Below are 21,975 nucleotides of genomic sequence, written 5' to 3' on the forward strand. Positions count from 1 at the left end.
GGGGTGGGCGCGCGCCCGGTCAGACTGCGCGCTTCTTCAGCTTGCGGCGCTCACGCTCGGACAGCCCACCCCAGATGCCGAAGCGCTCGTCGTTGGCGAGGGCGTACTCGAGGCACTCGGACCGGACGTCACACCCGACGCAGACCTTCTTGGCCTCACGGGTGGACCCGCCCTTCTCGGGGAAGAACGCCTCCGGATCCGTCTGTGCGCACAGGCTGCGCTCCTGCCAGGAGAGAACCGTCTCCTCCTCGACCATGGCGTCGATCAACGTCAACTCGTGCATGGTTGCCTCCTCGACCCTTCGCGACCCGACACCGTGTCCCTGGCCTTCCCCCCGAGCGAGAGAACGTCTTCGCCTTGGACACAATGATGAAATTACACGCGTGTCATCCCCATCCGTCAAGCCCGGTTCTGGTATTCGGGGAATCTTTTTCGGCAGGACCGGCGTGTCGGGTCGACTCGCGGGTGGTCCACACTGGCCCCCATGCGAATCACGGCCCTCGCGGGCGGCGTCGGCGGAGCCCGCTTCCTTCGAGGCCTCAAGGCCCATCTCGACGTCGTGGCACCGGAATCCGAGCTCACCGTCATCGCCAACACCGGCGACGACATCAGCCTCTTCGGCCTGCGGGTCTGCCCCGACATCGACACCCTGCTCTACACCCTCGGCGGCGCGATCAACGAGGAGCAGGGGTGGGGTCGCGCCGATGAGTCGACCCGCGTCCAGGGCGAGCTCGCGGCCTACGGCGCCGTGCCGCAGTGGTTCACCCTCGGCGACCTCGACCTCGGCACCCACGTCGTCCGGTCCCAGTGGCTGGCCCAGGGCCTCACCGCGTCCGAGGTGACCGGCCGACTCGCCACCCGCTGGGGTCTGCCGGACCGGGGCATCACGCTGCTCCCGATGACGGACACGCCGGTCGAGACCCACGTGGTGCTCGACGAGGGCGACGAGCAGCGCGCCGTGCACTTCCAGGAGTGGTGGGTCCGCCTGCGGGCCGAGGTGCCCGCGTCGCGGTTCGTCGTCGCCGGGCTCGACCGCGCGGCCGCGGCACCAGGCGTCCTCGAGGCCCTGCGCTCGGCGGACGTCATCGTGCTCCCACCGTCGAACCCCGTGGTCTCGATCGGGATCATCCTCGGCGTCCCGGGCGTGCGCGACGCCCTGCGCGGCTCGCAGGCCCCCGTCGTCGGTGTCTCGCCGCTCATCTCCGGCCGGCCGGTTCGTGGTCACGCCGACGCGTGCCTCTCGGCGATCGGCGTCGAGTCGTCGTCCGCCGCAGTGGCCGGGCTCTATGCCGACTTCCTCGACGGGTGGCTCGTCGACCCTGCCGACGCCGACGTCCGCGTGCGTGGCGTCGAGACGGCCGTGCACCCGGAGGCCCTGCTCATGACCGACGTCGACGCGTCCGCCCGCATGGCCGAGAGCCTGCTGGCGCTGGCAGAGCGAGTGCGCCGGTGAGCGACCGGTGACCCAGCCCCTCACCATCGTGCCGGTGCTCGGGCTGCCCGAAGTCGTGACCGGCGACGACCTGGCGTCGCTCCTGGTCGAGGCGCTCGCACCGGGTGGCCTGCGGGCCGGCGACGTGCTCGTCGTGTCGAGCAAGGTCGTGTCGAAGGCGCTGGGGCTCAGGGCCGCTCCGCAGTCGAGGCCCGAGCTCGTCCTGACCGAGTCGGTTCGCGTGGTCGCCGAGCGGTCCGCGGGTGGACAGGTCACCCGCGTCGTCGAGTCGCTCGCCGGGCCGGTCATGGCCGGCGCCGGCATCGACGCCTCGAACACCGGACCCTCGGACGCCCTGCTCCTCCTCCCCCGCGACCCGGACGCATGTGCGCGAGACCTGCGCTCGGCCCTCCTCTCCCACCTCGGTATGCCGTCGAGCTCACCTCTCGCGGTCGTCCTCAGCGACACCGCCGGACGGCCGTGGCGGGCCGGGCTCACCGACTTCGCCCTCGGCTCCGCCGGGCTGCGCGTGCTGCTCGACCACCGCGGCGAGAGCGACGTCGACGGGCGGGTGATGTCGGTGACGGCGCGTGCCGTGGCCGACGAGGTCGCCGCGGCCGCCGACCTCGTCAAGGGCAAGGCCGACGGTGTCGCGGCCGCCGTCGTCCGAGGGCTTCCTGCGTCGTGGTTCACGCCGTCCGGTGACGCGTCCCACGACGCCGGCCACGGCGATGGTGACGGCGTGGGCGACGGCGTCGACGAGGGCCGGACCGGGGGTCAGGGCGGCGAGCTCGCCTCCGGCGCAGCCGATCTCGTGAGGACCGGGTCCGGCGACTGGTTCGCGATGGGCCATGTCGAGGCGGTGCGCGCGGCCCTCGGGGTCGTGCCCGGGTCTGCCGACTCCGAGGCCGTCGGGATCCGTGCGGTGGGTGCCGAGCCCTTCGGCGAGCGCGTGGCCCGGGTCGTCGCGCTCACCCTGCTCGCCGACGAGGACACGAGCGTCGACCTCGAGGTGGCAGCCGGCGAGGACGAGACCGACCCGGCAGCGGTCGTCACACTCGGGGCGACCGACGACTTCGCCCTCGGTCGGCTCGCCCAACGGCTCGAGGTCGCCGCGGCCAGCGAGGACCTCGGGTGCCAGCTCACGGGTGCGCCGACCGCCGAGCACACCGTCGCCGCAAGGCTCTTCACTGCCGGCTGAGGACAGCGACACTCGATGTCGCGCGCCGCTCTCATGGTGCGTCGCAAGGGCCCTGGACGTCCGCATGGGCGAAATGCGTGGCGCGGCGGCTCCCGGTTTGCGACGCTTCGACTCATGACCGTCCTCGAGCCGCGACCGACCTGGGTCCTCGTCGAGGGCACCAGTGACGTTGCCGCGATCCGGGCACTGCGCGCCATCCGCGGCGTGACGGCCGACGACGATCCCTGCCTCGTCGTCGACATGGGTGGCGCCACCAACATCCGCCGGTGGCTCGACCGTGCCGTGCGGCAGGCGCCGATCCCGCGGGTCGTCGGCCTCTGCGACGAGCAGGAGGCTGCCTACTTCGTGCGGGCGCTCGACGCCCACGCCGCCGTCCTCGACCTTCCCGTCGCCCCCTCCGTCAGGACGTTGCCCGACCTCGGCTTCCACATCTGCCGGCGCGATCTCGAGGACGAGCTCATCCGGGCGCTCGGCACCGACGGGACGCTCGCGGTGCTCGGCGACCTTGGTCTGGCGCCGGCGTTCGAGGCGTTCACCCGCCAGCTCGCGTGGCAGGGACGACCTCTGCTGGACCAGCTGAGGCGGTTCGGGTCGACCACCTCCGGCCGCAAGGAGCTGCTTGCCGGATCGCTCGCCACGGCGCTCGACGCCGAGAGCACCCCTCCCCCGCTGGCGGCGCTGCTCGCGTCGATGCCCGTCCGAGAGGTTCTGTCCGACCGACCAGGGTGACCCGACTGCGTCACGGGGGCGGACGGCATACCTGCTCGTGAGGCCGGCAGGTTGCGGTTCGGCAACGAGCGGAACCGCCCTCGCGACCGGCCCGTCCCACCCGCATGACAACCCTTCGTGCAGCGTTGATGGCCGCTCTCCTCGTCGTCGCCTCCGGGTGCTCGACCTCCGGTTCCGATGCGTCCTCGGACGCCAAGGGCTACTACGACGGCTACGCCCAGCAGCAGGGCGACCACTCCGCCACCGGCAGCAGCACCTCGGCCCAGGGCGGCACATCGCGCGGGCCGGGGGGATCGTCTCCGCTGCCACCCTCGTCCGGCAGGCCCGCGCCGGGGCCAGGACCGTTGGACGACAACACCTTCGTCGACGCGGGCACGAACGGTTTCGTCGACGCGAGGGTGCAGCCGCGGTCGACATTCGCCGCCGACGTCGACACCGGGTCGTACCGCGTCGCCCGCGCCCTGCTCGCGCAGGGCGCCATGCCGCCGCCCGAGTCGGTGCGCGTCGAGGAGTGGGTCAACTCCTATGCCAGTGGGTTCCCCGCCCCCACGCGAGACGACCTCGAGCTGCGTGCCGACCAGGCCCTGGCGCCGGGCAGTACCGACGGCACGCAGCTCGTGCGGATCGGCCTGCAGGGTCGCGAGGTCGACGAGGAGGAGTGGCCCCCGGTCGCGCTGACGATGGTCGTCGACACCTCCGGCTCGATGGACATCCGCGAACGCCTCGGGCTGGTGAAGTCCTCGCTCGCCCTCCTCGTCGAGACCCTGCGCCCCGACGACACCATCGCGGTCGTGACCTACGAGACCGACGCGAAGCCGCTGCTCGAACCCACCCGGGTCCGGGACGCCGACACGATCCTCTCGGCGATCGACCGCCTGCAGGCCGGCGGCAGCACCAACCTCGAGGCGGGCCTGCTCCTCGGCTACGACCGCGCGCGGGCGGCCTATCGGGAGGGCGCGACCAACGTCGTGCTCCTGGCCTCGGACGGGGTCGCCAACGTCGGCATCACCGACGGCGGGCAGCTCGGCACGGCCATCCGCGACAACGGCCGACGCGGGATCCACCTCGTCACCGTCGGCTTCGGCATGGGCAACTACAACGACGACCTCATGGAGCAGCTGGCCGACCGTGGCGACGGCTTCTATGCCTACGTCGACACCTTCGACGAGGCGCGGAGGCTGTTCGTCGACGACCTCCGCGCCACCATGACGCCCGTCGCGAAGGACGCGAAGATCCAGGTCGAGTTCGACCCGCGGACCGTGTCCGAGTACCGGCTCGTCGGCTACGAGAACCGCGCCCTGGCCGACGAGGACTTCGAGGACGTCGCCGTGGACGCCGGTGAGATCGGCGCCGGGCACCGGATCACCGCGCTCTACGAGGTGCGCCCCACGGCGCAGGCAGAGACCGGCGACAGCCTCGGGACGGTCCGGGTCCGGTGGCGCTCGGTGCAGGGTGAGGACCAGCGTGAGGACTCGCTTTCCCTGACCCTCGACGCCGACTCCCGGCCCACCGGGGCGCTGGGGGTGGCGGCCGCGGTCGCCGAGGTCGCGCGGTTCGTCAAGAGCGGCACCGGTGGCGAGGGCAGCGAGCAGGTCGACCCCGACGGGCTCCAGCGTCGCGTGGAAGCACTGGTCGAGGACGACGTACCCGGCGCCCGCGAGCTCGACTCGCTGTTCACCGACGTCCTCGCAGCCCGGTGATCGGCGCTGTGCTGTCCCTCAGCTGCGGCCGGGCAGGTGCGTCGGCAGCGTGAAGCGCGGGCCGCGCCGGGGCCGCATCGCCCCGGCCAGCTCGAGGAGCCGCTGGACGCGGTAGCGGTGGCCGGCATACGGCTCGAGCAGCTCGGCCAGACCGTCGTCGTCGACGGGTGTGCCGGTCAGCGCCCAGCCGATGTTCTTGGCCACGTGGTAGTCGCCGAAGCTCACCGCGTCGGGGTCCCCGAGCGCCCGCTGCGCCACCTCGGCGCTGGACCACCGGCCGACACCCGGCAGCGACTCGATCCGGCGGCGGGCGTCGAGCCACGGCATACCGACCGTCTCCTCGAGCCGGCCGGCACGGGTGGCGACGGTGACCGCGGGACGGGAGCGGGCACCGTCGACGCCGGCGCGCAGCCACTCCCACGACGGGATCAGCGCCCAGGCGCGAGGCTCCGGCGGAACGACCAGGCGAAGATCGGCGCCGATGCCGGGAGCGGGAGTTCCGTTGTGGCGCACCAACATCCGGTATGCCGCGAACGCCTCCTTGCCGGTGACGCGCTGTTCGATGATGGTCGGGATGAGGGCCTGGACGACGAGTCCTGAGGCCGGCACACGCCAGCCCTCGAAGCGACGGCGCGCCTGGGCGACGACGTCGTGGTGGGCGACGAAACCGGAGTCGTCGTCCTCCTCGCCGAGCATGGCCGGAAGGCGATCGAGCATCCACTCCGCGCCCTCGCCCCAGGCCTGCGCCTCGACCTCCCCGAGGCTCGGGTGATCGACCAGCCGCAGGGTGACGGGTCCGGTGGGGACGCGCCAGGCGAACACCCACGTGCGCCCCCGGTCGCTCCACGACGTCGGGTCTCCCCCGCCACGCATGAAGATCCTGACGACCGCGCCCAGCTGGAGGGGGCGGCTCGGGCGGTGGGTGCGGCTCAGGTGGGCAACTGCGGTCATCCGCGGGTCATCCCCGAGCGGGGGGCGTCACGTGGCGTGGCGCGACCCGCAGCGGCGGACCGGCCGGCGCCGACGGCGACCTGAACGCGAGCCACACGTAGGTCGGCACGAGCGGCAGGGTGGCCGCGAGTGCCCTCTCGGGCAGCCGGCCCACCCACTCCGGGATGACGTCTCCGCCGGAGAACGCGGCCGGGTCGGCGAGCACCGGCAGCGTGTAGTCCCAGACGTCGAAGGCCGCGAACATCCGACGCAGTCCCGCGGGCGTCGAGTAGCGCTCGTAGTAGTGATCGCCCTTGCCGGTCAGGCGCATGTAGCGGTCGGCCGCGCGCTGCGGGAGCCACGACAGGAACGGCAGCCGGTGGTGCGGCTCGAGGACCTGCCAGCGGTGCCCGATGCCGAGGTAGAGGACCCCCCCGGGTGCGAGCACGCGGTGGATGTCGGCGACGACGGCGTCGGGATCGACGACGTGCTCGTAGATGTGGTTGAGCACGACGACGTCGACCGAGCCGTCCTCGAAGGGCAGGTCCTCGCCTCGCGCGAGCCGGAAGTCGACCCGCTCGCCGAACCTCTCCCGCGCCTTGGCCAGGCCCGGCTCGTCGATGTCGACGCCCGTGGTGCGAGCCCCCGCGAGCGCGAGCTCGTCGGCGATGAACCCGGCGGAGCACCCGACGTCCACGGCGGTGAGGCCGGCGAGCGGCCCACCCTCGTCATCGACGGAGCGACCGAGGCCGTGGGCGATGACGGAGATGAGCTTGGCGGCCTTGGTCCGCCGGGCCTTCTCGTCGAGCATCTTGTCCATGAGCTCGGAGTAGGCGAGCTGCTCCTCGCGCTCGCCGCGAGCGTCCCGCTCACCGCGCGACTCGCGCTCCCCACGCGGCTGCTCGCTCATGCCCGCGATCCTAGGAGGTGGTGCGAACGCGCCCAGCCCCAGCCGACGGCAGCGACGACGACGTCAGCGACCACGGTGAAGAAGCGCGACACGACGACGACGGCGATGGCCGCGGAGAACGGCATGAGCGCGCCGAGCAGCAGCGCCAGCACGCCGTCGCGCACCCCCACCCCCGCCGGCACGAAGACGGAGAACATCCCGATCGCCGACGCCAGCGCGAACCCGCAGACCGACGTGACGACGAGGTCGCGCACCGGCGTCGCCGGCGCCATCGCATGGGCCAGAGCCAGGATCGACAGTCCCGCGCTGAGCCAGGCGAGCACGAACCACATGGACGTCAGCGCGATCGCCGGCGCCGTGAGCGAGTGCTCGAGCGGGTCGCGCCGCAGGAGCCGCAGCAGCGTCGCGATCCCCCAGTTGAGCAGCCGCGGCCAGAGCAGGAGGAGCAGGACGGCCGCGGGGGCGAACCACCACAGCGACGTCACCTCGCCCGAGCGCGCGACGAGCAGCGGCACGGACGGGATCCCGACGATCGCGCCGGTGATGACCGACAGCAGGATCGACAGCAGGCCCACGACACCCATCCGCCGCCGCGGGACCCCGAGACGCGAGCCCATGTCGGCCTGCGCGACGACGCTCCAGACCGAGCCGGGGAGGTACTTGCCGAGCTGCCCGACGAAGAACACGCTCGCACCGGCAGGCAGCGGCAGCCGCGTGCCGAGGTCGGCGAGCAGCACCCGCCACCCGAGCTGGGAGAAGACCGGCGCCAGCAGCGCCAGCACGAACGCGCCGGCGAGCACGCCGCCCGGGACCTCGCTGAGGTGCGCCGAGACGTCGGTCCAGTTGCGCCACACCGCGACGACGACCGCGACGAGCACGAGCAGGGCGACGACGATGCGGACGAGGTCGAAAAGCCGCTTGCGCGTCACCTGGTCACCGGGCCCATCGGCTCACCGACGTCGGAACGTGAGTCGCAGGATCCCGTATGCCGGCGTCACCCCGCGCCGACGCGCCTCCGGTTGCGTCGCACGCGCCTCGCGGGCCGAGGTGGAGGCCGCACGGATCCGCTCGGTGATGTCGCCGTCGACGTCGCCGACGAGCACGAGTCCCAGGTCGTCGGCGCGGGCGAGCACGCCACGGATGTCGGCGGGGCTCACGGCCCAGTCGGGGTCGTCCTCTCCGATCGGGAGCGTGACGACGAGCAGACCGCCCGACCGCAGCGCCCACGACGCCTGCCCGACCGCGTGGTCGATGTCGTCGGCGCCGCATCCGCCGGGGTGGATGCGCGCGATGACGTCGAGGCTCGCGGTGTCGACGTCGAGGACCTCGACCGAGGTGCGGCGGCCGGTGAGCTCGAGCTCGACCGGCTCGAACCCCAGCGCGCGGACCCACCGCGAGAACGGGCTCTTGGTGCCCGACTCGTCGACGATGACGGCACCGCGGCGGCCGTCGTCGCGGATCCGCAGCACGGCGGCGACGGCACCGAGGGCCGCCCACGCCGCGACGGCGTCGGAGCAGCGCGGGAGCCCGAGCTCGCGGGCCAGGTCCTGGGCGTCGAGGGCGTCGTTGTCGAGAGCGAGCACGTCGGAGGCCCGCACCCACTCGGGGAAGTCGGAGGGCCGCAGCGAGACCCGGTGACGACGCCTCAGCCGGGCGGCCATGACGAGGTCCTTGGCCCGCTGCACCGGGCCCTCGGGCGGCGCTGTCTCGTCGTCGTCCTCGTCGTCGAGGGCATCGGACTCGGCGCTGGCCAGGGCCTCGATGCCACCGACGTAGTGCGCCCACGGGCCCGACAGGTCGGGTGGGCGGACCCCGGAACGCAGCTCACCGGCATACGAGCGGTCGGAGAGGCGACGCAACGCGTCGACGAGGGCGGCCCGGTCGCCGGCGGGGACGAGGAGCCCGTCGACGCCGTCACGGACCTGCGCTCCGAAGGTGCCGACGTGGGTCGCGAGGACGGGCATGCCGTGGCGTCGCGCGAGCAGGACGTTCTGCGAGGCGGTGGCGTGGCGGTAGGTCAGGGTGAGGACGTCGTGGCGAGCCATGAGCGCGGCGATCCGGTCGGCGGGGACGTAGCCGCTGTGGACCTCGACGCGACCGGCGAGGCGCGGGTCCGCGGCGAGCTCCTTGACGCGGCGGCCGCTGTCACCCCACATCTCGCCGGCGACGGTGAGCGTGAGGTCGGGGACGTCGAGCATCGCGTCGAGGAGGAGGTCGATGCCCTTGTAGTCGCGCACGATCCCCAGCGCGAGCAGCCGCGTCGGACCGGTCGAGTCGACGTGCTTCTCGGGTTCGCCACCGGGCAGGTGCGGCGGCAGGTCGAGCTCGCGCACGTGCCCGGCGCCGAGCTCGCTCGCGAGCTTGGCCTGCGAGTCCGAGTGCACGACGACGGAGTCGACGCGACGCAGCAAGGCCTCGACCAGCTGCCGGTCGCCCGGGCGGGTCTCGTGGGGAAGGACGTTGTGCGCGATGACGATCGAGCGCGGACCACTGCCGTCCGTCGACGTCCGGCCGACCCCGGCAGCACGCAGCACCGCGAGGGTCGAGGGCACGGCCTGTGGGATGACGTGGACGACGATGATCGCGTCCATGTCGCGCAGGCGGCGACCGGTGCGGACCCACGTGTCGGGTCGGGCCCACGACAGCGCGCGGATCGTCCGCGGGAAGGGCTCGACGTCGGGAGCGCCACCGGGCACGGCCTGCTCGCCCGGGTAGAGGAACGACGGGTACAGGTGGCTCCACGACACGAGGGTCACGTCGTGCCCGGCCTCGGCGAGCTCGTGGCACAGCTCGGTCGTGTGCGACGCGACGCCGCCCTTGTAGGGGTGCGTCGGACCGACGACGGCGAGGCGCAGCGACGCGGAGCCCGGGACGGAGGCCGACACGGCGTCAGACACCGTCGCGTGACCTCACGACGAGGTCGGACAGGAGCGCGAGCGAGGCGATCATGATGCCGCTCACGATGAGCAGAACCGTCGAGGCCGGGAAGTAGAACGGGTGGCGCACCATGTCGACGACGCCCTTGACGAAGCCGATGAGGATCATCCACAGCGCCGGTGGCATGAGGACCTTGAGCGGGTCGAAGTACATGACCATCCGCAGCACCTGGAGGATGTAGCGGTAGGCGTCGTTGACGAAGTGGAACTTGCTCACGCCCGCCCGCTTGGCATAGCTCGTGTCGACGTACTTGATGTCGTGCTGGTTGCTCAGGAACGCGATGGTGATCGTCGTGACGCACGAGAAGCCGGCGGGCAGCAGCCGCAGGTAGGGCAGCGACACCTCGCGGCGGAACGCGCGCAGGCCGCTGTTGAGGTCGGGGATGCGCGTCTTGGTCAGCCACTGGGCGATGTTGCGGATGAGCCACTTCGCCGGGACGCGCGCCCACTTGTGGGTGCCCTCCTCGGTGGTGCGCGCGCCGACGACCTGGTCGTAGCTCGGGTCGTCGCGCAGGATCCGGACGAGCTCGGGGATCCGCTCGTTCTCGTAGGTCATGTCGGCGTCGGTCCACACGACGATCTCGCCGTGGGCCTGCTGGGTGCCGATGCGCCGGGCCGTGCCCGAGCCGCCGTTGCGGCGGAAGGGCATGATCCGCAGGTTCGCGAAGTCGCGCGCCGCCTGCTCGAGCACCTCGAGCGTGTTGTCGGTCGAGGCGTCGTCGATGCACAGCAGCTCGTAGGTGAACTCGCTGGAGTTCATCGCCGCCGTGATGCGGTCGATCTCCTTGAGGACGTGCGCGCCCTCGTTGTAGCAGGGCAGCACGATCGTCACGTAGGGCCGCTCGCTGCCGTCCTCGAGCACCTTGGGCCGCGGGTCGAGCGCCGTCGTGGTCTGGAACGTCGGGTCGTATGCCGGCCGCGCCGGGGCCGTGCCGACCTCGCCGGGGTCGTCGCTCCCGCCCGCGAGCTCGCCGGTGCGCACGGTGATCGGTTCGGTGGCCGGGGCCGGGGCCGGCGCCGGCGCCGACGGGACGACGGTCGGGGCGGGGGTCTGCGGGTGCTCGTTCATCGCGTCCGAGACTACCCGGCGGTGACCCGTTCGCCCGCTGTCGGCAGGGCGCGTGGCAGAGCGACCGAGGCGGTCGCGCCGAGCACCGCGACGAGGCCGAGCACGGCCCAGATCGTGTAGGTGCCGTGCTCCAGCAGCCACGTGTAGGCGACCGGCGCGACGGCACCGCCGACACCCCAGACGAGCTGGACGAGCCCGAGGTAGCGACCACGCAGGTGGTCCGGCGCCGCCTCCGCTGCCGTGGCCGAGAAGACCGGGCCACCGGCGAGCTCCCCGCCCGTGTAGACCAGCGCTCCGAGGAGCATGGCGACGACGGCCACCTGGACGGGCAGCCGCCCGGCGAGGACGAAACACGCGTAGCCGAGGACGAAGAAGCCCTGCGCGAGCGCCATCATCCGGGCACGCACCCGCCCGGTCATCCACCGCACCATGAGGCCTTGGCCGAGGCCGACGAGGATCGTGTTGAGGGTGAAGATCGCCCCGACGAGCCAGCCCGGGAGGTCGAGGGTCTCCGCGGCATACACAGGGAGGGCGAAGTTGAGCACCATCATCCCGACAACGAAGGTCAGCTGCCCGAGCACGAGCCGCAGGTAGGCACCGTCGCGCAGGACCACTCCCCACCCGCCGACCGGCGCGTCGTCGGACTGCACGGACCGGTGGTCGGGCACGTCGAGGAGCAGGAGGAAGGCGAGGACGAACGTCGCCGTGTTGGCGATGACGACGGTCCGGAAGGCGAGCCCGGTGTCGAGCTGGACGGCGATGCCGGCGAGGACGCCGCCGACGGCGAAGCCAAGGTTGCGCAGCGCCTGGAGGAAGCCGAACCACAGCTCACGCTCGCCCCGCTGGGTGATCGCGGTGACGACGTTGCCGAACGAGCCCCAGAACGCCTGCCGCCCGAGGTTGAGCAGGACCGTCGCGAGCGCCACGGGCCAGAACGCCTCGACCCAGAGGTAGGCGAGCATCCCCGCGCCCTGCACGAGGTTGCCGACGAGCATCATCCGGCGCCCACCGAACCGGTCGACGAGCGTCCCGATGACGAACGCGGCCGGCATGGTGAGCAGCGCCGACACCGACAGCGCAGCACCCACCTGGACGAGGGTGAGATCGGTGACCTTGAGGAAGTACAGGATCGTCAGCGGCATGAACAGCCCGCTGCCGATCGTGTCGGCGACGATCGCGGACACGAACCTGCGGTGCTCCCCCACCCGCGGGAATCCCAGTCTCTGCAGCACCCGCGCATCCTGCCGCATGCGTGCGACAGCTGGCCCTGCAGTTCTCGGCCCCGGTCGCCGCGTCTCCTCCCGCTCTGGACCACGACCCTTCGGTATGCCGTCCGCCCCCTACCCTGAGCGCGTGAACTCGCTCGCCATCCCCCTCTGGCTCGACGTCGTGGCTGTCGGGTTCGGTGGGCTCGCCGGTGCGCTGGCTGCCCGGCGCCAGGGGTTCGACATCGTCGGCGTCCTCTTCCTCGCGGTCATCGGCGGGCTCGGCGGGGCGCTGCTGCGCGACCTGCTGCTCCAGGTGCCGGTGCGCGCCCTGACCTCACCGTGGTTGCTGCCCTCGGCGTTCGTCGGTGGGGTGCTCGTCGCGCCGCTGCTCAAGGTCATCGGGCCGCTGCGCTTCCGGCGGGACGTCGCGTTCACCCTGCTCGACGCGATGTCTCTCGCGATGTACTCGATGCTCGGCACGGACCGTGCGATCACCGTGGGACTGCCGCCGATCTCGTGCATCTTCGTCGGGACCGTCGCCGGCGTCGGGGGCGCGCTCATCCGTGACGTGCTCATCAACACGACGCCCGAGCACTTCAAGCCCGGGTCGTTCTACGTCCTCGCCGCCGTGCCGGGGTGCGTCACCTACTTCGTGCTCCGCTCGCTCGAGCTGCCGGTGCTCGTCTCGGCGCTCATCGGGATCGGCGTCGTCATCGCGGTGCGCATGTCGTCGTGGTCGCTCGACTGGCAGACGGGCCGGCGCACGCGCGCGGCCCGCTGACGCACGCGGTACGGCATACCGGCGTCAGACGGCCTCGAGGACGAAGAAGAGGAAGCAGATGAAGGCCTCGCCCTCGACGCCGGGCGGCCGCAGCTCGTCCGGGGTGTCGGGTGCGAGCGGCGGCTCGCTGACGACGCTGAGGCGGAACCCGGCCCGTGCGAAGGCATCCGTCATCGTGCTCAGCGGTCGGTGCCAGAAGGTGAGGAAGACCTCGCGACCGTCGAACTGGTAGTCCTCGGTGTAGCGGGTGACCTTGAAGTAGTCGGCGTCCGGATAGACGACGGCATACGCCGTCGGGTGGTTGACGACGACCATGAGGCGTCCGCCCGGCTCGAGGACTCGGCGGAGCTCGGCGAGCGGCCCGGTCCAGTCCTCGAGGTAGTGAAGGACGAGCGAGCAGATGACGTCGTCGAACTCGCCGTCGCCGTAAGGCAGCGGCGTCGCGAGGTCGTGCACGCGCAGGTCGGCGTCGGCGCCGAGCCGTGCTCGGGCGAGGTCGACCATGGCGGCGCTGACGTCGAACCCGGCAACCTCGGCTCCGCCGTCACGCATCGACTCCATGAGGGGGCCCGAGCCGCAGCCGGCGTCGAGGACCCGGCGACCCGCCACGTCGCCGGCGAGGTCGACGATCGCCGGGCGCGCGTAGTGCGCGTTGAACAGGCCCTTCTCGTTCTCCGCCGCGTAGGCCGCAGCGAAGTCGTCGTAGTCCGTCGTCGTCATGTCTCCCCCTGGCTGACAGCGTGGATGTCCTTCCTACCCGTATGCCGTCCGCCCACCAAGCCGACAGGCCCTCGGCTTCCCGGGTCGTCCGCTTCTGCTGCCGACACCGACCCGCATGTGCGAGCCTGCCGATGTGTGGAGACGGAACAAGGTGTCACCCGACCTCGAAGTGCTCATGGCCGGCGTGCCGCGCCTCACCGTCCACTTCTCCGAGACCCAGACCGCGGCCAGTCTCTGGGACTACGCCGAGGACGAGCTGGCGCAGGGGGCGTTGTCCATGAGCCGTGAGGACCTCCTGCGGATCCGCAACATCGCCGCCCACTACGAGAACCCCGACTTCTCCTTGCCGGTGCAGGGCCAGCGCATCACGCACAACCACGTGACCGCACTCGCCGCCGTCACCTACTTCGAGGGACGAGTGCGACCGCTGGCCCGCAACCGCCGTCGGCCCGAGAAGGACCGGCCCGAGCGCTTCACGCCGTTCGCCGTGAGTCCTGACGACGGACTGGTGTGACGTCGTCGGGCGACGCGGCTGAGCCACCGCACCATGGACATGGCTGCTCGTGGCCCGACACACTGGAGCATGGACACGGGGAAGCGGATGACGTGCAGGGTCGGGTGGCACCACTGGCACGTCGTGACCGAGGAGAACATGCAGGTCCGGGTGTGCGCGGACTGCGGACGTCGTCGCCACCACCGGGATCTGCCCGGCACACGCTCACCCGCCGCGACCTGGGGCATGAGCTACACCGGCGGTGGCGGCCTCGGCGGCGACGGCTCCTGAGCCCGGCGTCGAAGGTCAGAACGGCTGGGTGATGATCATCGGACGCCGCTGGGGTGGCTGACGCCACGAGCCGCGGTGACGCCGGTTCCACGCCCAGGCCCCGAGCGCGACGAGCGCCAGGCCGAGGAGCGGGAGCCCCCATGACCACAGCCGCTCCTTCCACACGAGGGCGTGGTCGGTCACGGCTTTGCCGCGCAGCTCGTTGCCCGCGAAGGCGACGCAGGGTGTGCCGTAGCCGGACGACACCGAGACGAGCTCGCGGTCCCCGGGGCGACCGGACGTGTTCACGAAGCCCTTCACGCCACCGTCGGTGATCACCGGAAGACCGTCGCGCCACGCCGGTCGGCATCCCCATCCGTTCCAGCCGGCGAAGGACCCCTCGGCCCAAGCCGCCACGTCCACGGTCCCGTCCGACGTCGGCATCCCGAGCCGGGCCCCGGTGCGCGGGTCGAACATCATCGCCGTGGTCGTCGCGAGCTGGTTCGTCGCGTCGTCGGTGCCCGCTGTGGTGAGGAGGAGCCGCTGCCCGTCGGGTGACAGCAGGGCACGGAGCTCGGTGGGCTCCTCCTCCGACCACGAGAGGACGGCGCCGGTGGCGGACCACGAGGGGTCACCGATCGTCCACGTGCGCACCTCGAGCCGCGTCGTCCCCGGGCCGAGGTCGAGCAGGGCGAGGAGGGTGTCGTCGTCCAGCCACCCGGCGAAGACCCCTTGGAGCCCGCCCTCGAGCAGGGGGACCTCGGACATGGTCCCGTCGACCCCGATCACGACTCCGCCGGAGCGGGGCGCGCCCTGGTTGAACGCTGCCATGAAGGCGTGATGCGAGTCCGGCGACCACCAGCTCGGCTCCTGCGGCGGCGTCCACCGCCGCTCGAGCCGCGCCAGGTCCTGCGGCCGGGGTGTCGTGACCCCGCGCACGAGGTCGGTGAGGACGAGGCCGCGGGCGACCCATCTCCCGTCCGGTGAGAGCGCCGGCTGGAGGTCCGGCACGTCGACCCCGCCGGCGGACACCTCGACCTGCGTCACGCTCCCGCCCGGCGAGACGGCATACGGCTGGCTGACGAGACCGGCGGACGGCACGAGTGCCGCGGTGACGCCGGGGGCCGCAGTGACGTGGACGAAGGGCGGCTTGGCGATCGAGGCGGGATAGGACATCAGCCGTTGCGACCCGTCGACGCGCACCGCGGGCAGTGCGGCACGCGGAGGTCCAGAGGGCCACACGACGAGGGCCACGAGCGCAACGACGCAGGCGGCCACGGCGAGAGGGACGACGGCCGCGGTGACACGCCGTCGACGACCGGCGGCCCAGAGGTCGCCTGCGTCCGGAGCCCTGAGGCTCCTCTCGCCATCGACGACGAGCTCACGCAGGGCGGTGGACAGCTGGTTGGTGCTCATCGCGCGGTCTCCTTGCGCCCGAAGGTGTCGGCGAGCTCCGGGGCCAGGACCCGCAACCGCTCGAGGGCGTGCCTCGTCTGCGACTTCACGGTGTTGACCGAGCAGCCCAGGACCCGCGCCGTCTGGAGCTCGGTGCGGTCCTCGTAGAACCGCGCGACGAGCACGGCGCGCTGTCGTGGGGTCAGGCGACGCAGGGCCGCGGCCAGCGTCAGGCGGGTCTCCACCTCCTCCGGATCGTGAGCCGTCAGGCGGTTCTCCTCCCGGGCGCCGTCGACCGGGTCCGGCTGGTGCCGGCGCCACCTCCACGCGTCCACCGACCGGGTGTAGAGGATGCGGCGCACATAGGCATCGGCCGTCGCCGGCTCCACCCTGGACCAGTGCTGGGCCGCGCGAATGAGGGTCTCCTGGACGAGGTCCTCCGCGGAGTGGCGGTCACCGGTGAGCAGCATGGCGGTGCGGAGCAGGGGCGCCCAGCGCTCACGCACGTAGGCATCGAACGCCTCGCGGTCCGCCATCGTCCTCCCCCTTCGCCGGTCCAGTCCTACCGTCTCTCAAGCAGATACGGATGGCGACGCTCCGGCGGGTGGAGGCTCACGCTCGCGGGATGGGCCTGCCCCCAGCCTCGGTGCTGCGAGAGGCGCGACAGAGCGCGCGTTCCGCAGCACCGACGACGGAGGTGAGGCATGCTCGCCCTCGGCACGACGACGCGGGCTTGACCCTCGAGCAGGGTGAGACAGGAGGGTGCAGACGTGGAGAACGAACTGCTTGCCATCGGCAGGGTCTCGGCCCTCAGCGGCCTGCCCGTCAGCGCGCTGCGCTTCTACGACGGCGCGGGTGTCCTGTCGCCGTGCTGGGTGGACCCGTCGTCCGGCTACCGCTTCTACCGGCCGGCCCAGGTCCGTCAGGCCCGGCTCGTGGCGCACCTTCGTCGGGTGGGGCTGCCGCTGGATGACATCAGGACGGTCGTGGCCGACCCGGCGCTCGCCGGTCCGGTCCTTGCCGCCCACCTCGGCCGACTCGAGGCGGGCCTCGCCGACGCCCGCAGGGAGATCTCCATCGTCCACGACCTGCTCGAGAACTCGGAGATCTCCATGTCCCGCTGCACCCTCCCCGCTGCCGACCTCGTCCGCGCCCTGCGCGAGATCCGGTATGCCGTCTGCGACGACCCGGACCAGCCTCGCCTCCACGGGATCTACCTCGACAGCGAGCCCGGCCGCGTCCGGCTCGTCGCCACCGACCGGCACCGGCTCGCCACCAGCGCGGTCGCCACGCCCGAGCCGACCGACCTGCACCTGCTCCTCCCGACACCGGTCGTGGACGCGCTGCTCGCCGCCGACGTGACCGACACGGTCGACGTCGTCGTGTCCGACGGGACGGTCACGGTCACCGGGGTGGGCTGCACCGTGAGCGCGGAGGTGCCGGACGTCGACTTCCCGTCCTACCGCGTCCTCCTCGAGCACGGCCGCCAGGAGGTCCCCGTCGACGCGGCCGCCCTGCGGGCCGAGCTGGCCGCCGGGACCACCACGACGCTCACCAGCGACGACGGGGTCGGCTACGAGGTCAGCCTGCTCAGCGTCGGGCAGGACGGCGTCCGGGTCGGCCCCACCGACGAGCCCGGGGCCCTCACCGTGGCCGTCAACCGCGACTTCCTGCTGCAGGCCCTCGAGGTCGGCGACCAGCTCACGCTGGGACTGGACGACCCGATCGCACCCTTGGCCATCCGCACGCCCGGGCGCGAGGGCACGTCGTCGGTCCTCATGCCGGTCCGGCTCGACCAGCCCGCCTGACGGGGGCGTCGGTGCTGCCGAAGGCGCGACATCGCGCGCGTTCGGCAGCACCGAGGACCCGCAGGGCTGCAGGTTCCTGCAGCTTCCGAGTTCGTGGCTCCCGAGGCGACGTGAGCGACGAAGCGCGGCGCTAGTGTCCCGTCATCCGGCCCGGGGAGAGGCCGGCTCACGAGGGGAAAGAACACATGCGTACTGCTGCCCGGATCATCACCGTCGTCGCACTGGCTGCTGGGACAGGGATCGCTGCGGCGCCCGCCCAGGCCGCCTTCAACTGCGTGCAGCGGGACCTGCCCAACGGCTGGTACAACCTGTGCTCGGGCGTGGCCCGCCCGCACCAGTACCAGACGCAGGTGACCTGCGGCCGGGCCTGGGCACCGCAGCAGCGCTACCTCGCCAAGGGCGAGTGGCGCTACTACGGCACCGGGAACCCGTCGGTCGCCACCTGCTACTCGGGTGACTTCCTCACCGGAGAGCGGCAGCTGAACTTCAACTGACCGCTCGCCGCCACCCGTCCGCCAGCGGGCGGCCAGGGTGGCAGCTGTCGGGGGGTGCGTGACGAGTCGGGGTGCTATGAGCCCCCGACTCGTCACGGCGCCCCCGACAACGGGTCGAGACGACCCGACACGGACCCTTGACCACGCCACCCGAGGTGGGCGGCCGGCATACGACCGCTGTCAGGCCTCGTGGATCGGTTCCTTGGGGAGCTTGCGGACCTTGGCCCGGCGGCGACGACGCTCGGGGATCATCGAGCGCATCTCCTCGAGCTTGCCGAAGCAGAGCAACCGGTCCTGCGCCTCGAGGGCGGTGCGCCGACGCGGGTTGGGGATGACCGAGGTGCCGCGGTGCAGCGTGAGCACGGTGATGTCGCGCTCCTCGAGCCCGGACTCGGCGATCGTCTTGCCGACGAGGTCGGCCGAGCCGTGGACGACGAGCTCGGCGACGCCATAACCGGTCGAGACGGTCAGGCGCTGGCGCACGTCGATCTCGGGGAAGGCGACCTGGTTGCCGATGTAGTCGATGATCGCGCCAGCGACGTCGAGCTTGGTCGCCGCCTCGATGCCCTCGAGCCCCGGCGAGGAGTTGACCTCCATGACCTGCGGGCCGTCGGCGCCCTCGAGCATGTCGACACCCGCGACGCGCAGGCCCATGATCTGCGCCGACCGCACCGCTGCCTGCTCGAACGCCGGGTCGAGCGTCACGCCCTCGACGGAGCCGCCGCGGTGGACGTTGGAGCGGAACTCGTCGCCCTGCGCGGTCCGCCGCATCGCCGCGACGACCCGGTCGCCGACGACGAGCGCGCGGATGTCGCGTCCCTTGCTCTCCTTGACGAAGCTCTGGATGAGGACGTTCTGGCTCGTGCTCTGCAGCGTCTCGATGATCGCCTCGGCGACCTTGTTGTCCGGAGCGAGGATGACGCCGATGCCCTGCGTCCCCTCGAGCAGCTTGATGACGACCGGGGCGCCACCCACCCGCTCGATCGCGGCCGGCACGTCGGCCCGGTTGCGCACGAAGGTCGTGGCCGGCATACCGATCTGGTGACGGGACAGGATCTGGGTCGCGCGGAGCTTGTCGCGCGAGTTCGAGATCCCGTTGGCGGTGTTGGGCGTGTAGACGTCCATCTGCTCGAACTGGCGCACCACGGCGGTGCCGAAGTACGTGATCGAGTTGCCGATGCGCGGCAGGATCGCGTCGTAGTCCGAGAGCGTCCGGCCGCGGAACTGCAGGTCCGGCTCGGGACCCGACAGGTCGATCGCGAAGCGCAAGGTGTTGAGCACCTTGACGTCGTGCCCGCGGTCGAGGGCGGCGGTGCGCAGTCGCTGGGTCGAATAGGCCCGGGGCGCGCGCGAGAGGATCGCTAGCTTCATGTGGGGTACCTGCAAGGATGGTCGGATGTCCGGAGCCACCCATCAAACCATCCACGTCGGATGGCGCGAGTGGGTGCGTATGCCGTCTGCCGACGTCCCATGGATCAAGACGAAGATCGACACCGGCGCCCGGTCGTCGGCGGTCCACGCGTTCGACCAGGAGCGGTTCGGGCGTGACGACGAGCCGTGGGTGCGCTTCTCGATCCACCCGTGGCAGGCGACCGACGAGGACTCCGTCGTGCTCGAGCGCCCGGTCGTCGACGAGCGTGTCGTGCGCTCCTCCAACGGCTCGTCGGAGACCCGGTTCGTCGTCGAGCTCGAGATCGTCCTCGCCCGCCGCCGGCTCACCACCGAGGTGACGCTGAGCCGTCGTGACGAGATGGGTTTCCGGATGCTCGTCGGCCGCGAGACGCTGCGCCACGGCTTCCTCGTCGACCCGTCGGCGTCGTACCTCGGCCCGCGCCCCAAGCTGCACGTCCGACGCCGCAACAGGGGACGCGCATGAGCCCGGTCGCCCGCTCCTCGTTCGCCATCGGCGGGGTGAAGATCCGCCCCGGGCAGTCCCGCGAGATGGGCCTGCCGATCACGAAGCTCGTCACCGGCGCCGAGGTCAGCCTCCCGCTGCGCGTGCTCCACGGCCGGCACGACGGGCCGGTCGTCTGGGTCAACGCCGCGATCCACGGTGACGAGGTCGTCGGGGTCGAGGTCATCCGTCGCGTCCTCGCCGCGCTGTCGCCCAAGACCCTGCGCGGCACGATCATCGCCGTCCCCATCGTCAACGTGCACGGCTTCATGGCGGGAGACCGCTACCTGCCCGACCGTCGTGACCTCAACCGGTCCTTCCCGGGCTCCGCGCGCGGGTCGCTCGCCGGCCGGATCGCGCACCTCATGATGAGCGAGGTGGTCGACAAGTCCGAGGTGGGCATCGACCTGCACACCGGCTCGGACCGGCGCACGAACCTCCCCCAGATCCGCGCCGACCTCGACGACCCGCGCACCCGCTCGCTCGCCGAGGCGTTCGGCGCCCCCGTCATGCTGCACGCCAAGCTGCGCGACGGCTCGCTGCGGGCCGCCGCCCGCGAGCGTGGTGCGACCGTGCTGCTCTTCGAGTCGGGCGAGGCGATGCGCTTCGACCAGTGGGCGATCGAGGCCGGGGTCACCGGTGTGCTGGGCGTGCTCGCGGCGCTCGACATGATCGACCCGGTGGCTGGCCCACCCTCGCCGTCGAGCCTGGTGAGCCGTCGCAGCGGCTGGGTGCGAGCCCGCCGCAGCGGCATCGTCCACCTCGACGCCACCCTCGGCCAGCGGGTCGAGGTCGGCGACCGCCTCGGTGGCCTGAGCGACTCGTTCGGCAAGACGCTGCGGCTCGTCCGCGCCGAGCGCGCCGGTCTCGTCATCGGCCGGACGACGGCGCCGCTCGTCAACCGTGGCGACGCGCTCGTGCACATCGCCGACATCGAGGGCGCCGAGCCGCCGGGCGTCCCCGACCACCCGGACGCGGCCGAGGCCTTCGACGCCCTCGACGAGATCCCCGTTCTCTGACCGGCGCCCTCCCTTGCGTCCGCACCCTTGGTCGCGAACCCGACCACCCCTGCGGACGCACGGAGCCGGCATACGGCAGCGTCCGCAACCTTGGTCGCGAACCCGACCACCTCTGCGGACGCAGGCAGCCGGTATGCCGTCCGCCCATGACCCGATGTGCCGTGCGTCACGACGCTGTGGGAGCGTAGGGACCCGTGGACACAGGCGCAGTTCTCGAGCTCATGAAGCAGGTGGCCGCCGAGGTCATCACCCCGCGGTTCCGCTCCCTCGCCGACGGTGAGGTGATCGAGAAGAACCCCGGCGACCTCGTCACCGTCGCCGACCGCGAGGCCGAGGTACTCATCACCCGGGCCCTCAACGAGGCCTACCCCGACGCCGTCGTCCTCGGCGAGGAGGCCCACGCGGCCGACCCGAGCATCCTCGAGCGCTACACCGCCGCCGAGCACGCCTTCACCGTCGACCCCGTCGACGGCACGAAGAACTTCGTCCACGGCAACCCCGACCACGCGGTGATGATCGCCGAGACCAAGGGCGGCGAGACGGTCCGCGGCTGGATCTGGCAGCCCGAGCACGAGGTCGCCTGGGTCGCCGAGCTCGGCGCCGGCGTCGAGCGCAACGGCGAGCGGATGACCCGCCAGCCGGTCGGCCCCGACGACGACCCCCGCGGTGCCACCTCGATCTGGTCGCTGCGCGGGCACGCCCTCGCCGACCTCCCCGCGCTGCAGCCGTCATGGGTCTGCTGCGGCGTCGACTACCCCAAGCTCATCGAGGGCGCGGTCGACTTCATCCTCTACAGCCGCTCCAACGCGTGGGACCACGCACCGGGCTCGCTCATGGTGGCCGAGGTGGGTGGCCACGTCGGTCACCTCGACGGCCTCGCCTACGGACCGCGCTCGACCCAGCCCGGCCTCATCGTGGCCAGCGACAGGACGACGTATGCCGCCGTCGCCCGCCGGATGCCGCAGGACGTCACCTCGCGCTGACGG

Annotated in this window: 23 protein-coding genes; 12 read left to right on the plus strand and 11 right to left on the minus strand. The window is 72.1% G+C overall.

Features of this window, described 5'->3' with window-relative positions; translation table 11 throughout:
* Window positions 1-19 precede the first annotated feature (19 nt).
* Window positions 20-283: a WhiB family transcriptional regulator gene (locus tag ACSQ11_RS00320; protein WP_147061817.1), complete on the minus strand. Its 264-nt coding sequence runs from the start codon at window positions 281-283 to the stop codon at window positions 20-22.
* Between the two features lie 201 nt (window positions 284-484).
* Here ACSQ11_RS00320 and cofD point away from each other — a divergent pair, with 201 nt between their 5' ends.
* The 4 genes from cofD (at window position 485) to ACSQ11_RS00340 (ending at window position 5,062) form a co-directional block, all read left to right on the plus strand.
* Window positions 485-1,453, plus strand: coding sequence for a 2-phospho-L-lactate transferase (gene cofD / locus ACSQ11_RS00325; RefSeq protein ID WP_436001945.1), 969 nt, complete (start codon window positions 485-487; stop codon window positions 1,451-1,453).
* Between the two features lie 7 nt (window positions 1,454-1,460).
* Window positions 1,461-2,633, plus strand: coding sequence for a coenzyme F420-0:L-glutamate ligase (locus tag ACSQ11_RS00330; protein WP_436001947.1), 1,173 nt, complete (start codon window positions 1,461-1,463; stop codon window positions 2,631-2,633).
* Between the two features lie 114 nt (window positions 2,634-2,747).
* The gene (locus ACSQ11_RS00335; protein ID WP_436001949.1) at window positions 2,748-3,362 is read left to right on the plus strand and encodes a hypothetical protein; all 615 of its coding nucleotides are present in this window, start codon (window positions 2,748-2,750) and stop codon (window positions 3,360-3,362) included.
* Between the two features lie 128 nt (window positions 3,363-3,490).
* The gene (locus tag ACSQ11_RS00340; protein ID WP_436001951.1) at window positions 3,491-5,062 is read left to right on the plus strand and encodes a YfbK domain-containing protein; all 1,572 of its coding nucleotides are present in this window, start codon (window positions 3,491-3,493) and stop codon (window positions 5,060-5,062) included.
* A gap of 18 nt (window positions 5,063-5,080) precedes the next feature.
* On the opposite strand, the gene ACSQ11_RS00345 is transcribed toward ACSQ11_RS00340, so the two are convergent.
* From ACSQ11_RS00345 to ACSQ11_RS00370, 6 genes are read right to left on the minus strand one after another with little or no spacing between them, the layout of a single operon-like run.
* Window positions 5,081-6,013 (minus strand): DNA-3-methyladenine glycosylase family protein, encoded by a 933-nt coding sequence (locus ACSQ11_RS00345; protein ID WP_436001953.1) that lies wholly within the window; start codon window positions 6,011-6,013, stop codon window positions 5,081-5,083.
* 7 nt (window positions 6,014-6,020) lie between these two features.
* On the minus strand, window positions 6,021-6,902 hold the full coding sequence (locus ACSQ11_RS00350; RefSeq protein WP_436001955.1) for a methyltransferase domain-containing protein: 882 nt from the start codon (window positions 6,900-6,902) through the stop codon (window positions 6,021-6,023).
* On the minus strand, window positions 6,899-7,831 hold the full coding sequence (locus tag ACSQ11_RS00355) for a lysylphosphatidylglycerol synthase domain-containing protein (RefSeq protein ID WP_436001957.1): 933 nt from the start codon (window positions 7,829-7,831) through the stop codon (window positions 6,899-6,901). Before ACSQ11_RS00355 ends, ACSQ11_RS00350 begins: the two co-directional genes overlap by 4 nt.
* 21 nt (window positions 7,832-7,852) lie before the next feature.
* Window positions 7,853-9,799, minus strand: a complete 1,947-nt coding sequence (locus ACSQ11_RS00360) for a glycosyltransferase family 4 protein (RefSeq protein WP_436001959.1) — start codon at window positions 9,797-9,799, stop codon at window positions 7,853-7,855.
* Window positions 9,792-10,907, minus strand: coding sequence for a glycosyltransferase family 2 protein (locus ACSQ11_RS00365; RefSeq protein ID WP_436001961.1), 1,116 nt, complete (start codon window positions 10,905-10,907; stop codon window positions 9,792-9,794). The genes ACSQ11_RS00360 and ACSQ11_RS00365 overlap by 8 nt, the downstream gene beginning before the upstream one ends.
* Before the next feature lie 11 nt (window positions 10,908-10,918).
* Window positions 10,919-12,139, minus strand: a complete 1,221-nt coding sequence (locus ACSQ11_RS00370) for an MFS transporter (RefSeq protein ID WP_436001963.1) — start codon at window positions 12,137-12,139, stop codon at window positions 10,919-10,921.
* Window positions 12,140-12,260: 121 nt separating this feature from the next.
* Between ACSQ11_RS00370 and ACSQ11_RS00375 the strand changes: the two genes are divergently transcribed.
* Window positions 12,261-12,896 (plus strand): trimeric intracellular cation channel family protein, encoded by a 636-nt coding sequence (locus ACSQ11_RS00375; RefSeq protein WP_436001965.1) that lies wholly within the window; start codon window positions 12,261-12,263, stop codon window positions 12,894-12,896.
* A 24-nt stretch (window positions 12,897-12,920) separates the two neighbouring features.
* Here ACSQ11_RS00375 and ACSQ11_RS00380 read toward each other — a convergent pair whose 3' ends face one another.
* Entirely contained in the window at window positions 12,921-13,616 is a 696-nt protein-coding gene (locus ACSQ11_RS00380; RefSeq protein WP_436001967.1) for a class I SAM-dependent methyltransferase, read from the minus strand.
* A gap of 151 nt (window positions 13,617-13,767) precedes the next feature.
* On the opposite strand from ACSQ11_RS00380, the gene ACSQ11_RS00385 reads away from it, so the two are divergent.
* Together ACSQ11_RS00385 and ACSQ11_RS00390 are read left to right on the plus strand one after the other, a co-directional pair.
* Window positions 13,768-14,130, plus strand: coding sequence for a hypothetical protein (locus ACSQ11_RS00385; RefSeq protein ID WP_436001969.1), 363 nt, complete (start codon window positions 13,768-13,770; stop codon window positions 14,128-14,130).
* A gap of 69 nt (window positions 14,131-14,199) precedes the next feature.
* Entirely contained in the window at window positions 14,200-14,400 is a 201-nt protein-coding gene (locus ACSQ11_RS00390; protein ID WP_436001971.1) for a hypothetical protein, read from the plus strand.
* A gap of 15 nt (window positions 14,401-14,415) precedes the next feature.
* Here ACSQ11_RS00390 and ACSQ11_RS00395 read toward each other — a convergent pair whose 3' ends face one another.
* Together ACSQ11_RS00395 and ACSQ11_RS00400 are read right to left on the minus strand one after the other, a co-directional pair.
* The gene (locus tag ACSQ11_RS00395; RefSeq protein ID WP_436001973.1) at window positions 14,416-15,795 is read right to left on the minus strand and encodes a hypothetical protein; all 1,380 of its coding nucleotides are present in this window, start codon (window positions 15,793-15,795) and stop codon (window positions 14,416-14,418) included.
* Window positions 15,792-16,310: a SigE family RNA polymerase sigma factor gene (locus tag ACSQ11_RS00400; RefSeq protein WP_436001975.1), complete on the minus strand. Its 519-nt coding sequence runs from the start codon at window positions 16,308-16,310 to the stop codon at window positions 15,792-15,794. Before ACSQ11_RS00400 ends, ACSQ11_RS00395 begins: the two co-directional genes overlap by 4 nt.
* Before the next feature lie 234 nt (window positions 16,311-16,544).
* On the opposite strand from ACSQ11_RS00400, the gene ACSQ11_RS00405 reads away from it, so the two are divergent.
* Together ACSQ11_RS00405 and ACSQ11_RS00410 are read left to right on the plus strand one after the other, a co-directional pair.
* Window positions 16,545-17,582, plus strand: coding sequence for a MerR family transcriptional regulator (locus tag ACSQ11_RS00405; RefSeq protein WP_436001977.1), 1,038 nt, complete (start codon window positions 16,545-16,547; stop codon window positions 17,580-17,582).
* Window positions 17,583-17,767: 185 nt separating this feature from the next.
* Window positions 17,768-18,076 carry a hypothetical protein gene (locus ACSQ11_RS00410; RefSeq protein ID WP_436001979.1) on the plus strand — a complete coding sequence of 103 codons (309 nt, stop codon included), beginning with the start codon at window positions 17,768-17,770 and terminating at the stop codon, window positions 18,074-18,076.
* A gap of 180 nt (window positions 18,077-18,256) precedes the next feature.
* Here ACSQ11_RS00410 and ACSQ11_RS00415 read toward each other — a convergent pair whose 3' ends face one another.
* Window positions 18,257-19,447 carry a RimK family alpha-L-glutamate ligase gene (locus tag ACSQ11_RS00415; protein ID WP_436001981.1) on the minus strand — a complete coding sequence of 397 codons (1,191 nt, stop codon included), beginning with the start codon at window positions 19,445-19,447 and terminating at the stop codon, window positions 18,257-18,259.
* 25 nt (window positions 19,448-19,472) lie between these two features.
* On the opposite strand from ACSQ11_RS00415, the gene ACSQ11_RS00420 reads away from it, so the two are divergent.
* From ACSQ11_RS00420 to ACSQ11_RS00430, 3 genes are all read left to right on the plus strand, one after another.
* Entirely contained in the window at window positions 19,473-19,952 is a 480-nt protein-coding gene (locus tag ACSQ11_RS00420) for an ATP-dependent zinc protease family protein (RefSeq protein WP_436001984.1), read from the plus strand.
* Window positions 19,949-20,989, plus strand: a complete 1,041-nt coding sequence (locus ACSQ11_RS00425; protein ID WP_436001986.1) for a succinylglutamate desuccinylase/aspartoacylase family protein — start codon at window positions 19,949-19,951, stop codon at window positions 20,987-20,989. The genes ACSQ11_RS00420 and ACSQ11_RS00425 overlap by 4 nt, the downstream gene beginning before the upstream one ends.
* Before the next feature lie 194 nt (window positions 20,990-21,183).
* On the plus strand, window positions 21,184-21,972 hold the full coding sequence (locus ACSQ11_RS00430; protein WP_436001988.1) for an inositol monophosphatase family protein: 789 nt from the start codon (window positions 21,184-21,186) through the stop codon (window positions 21,970-21,972).
* Window positions 21,973-21,975 lie beyond the last annotated feature (3 nt).

This window comes from Knoellia sp. LjRoot47, assembly GCF_964253435.1.
Taxonomy (GTDB): Bacteria; Actinomycetota; Actinomycetes; order Actinomycetales; family Dermatophilaceae; genus Knoellia.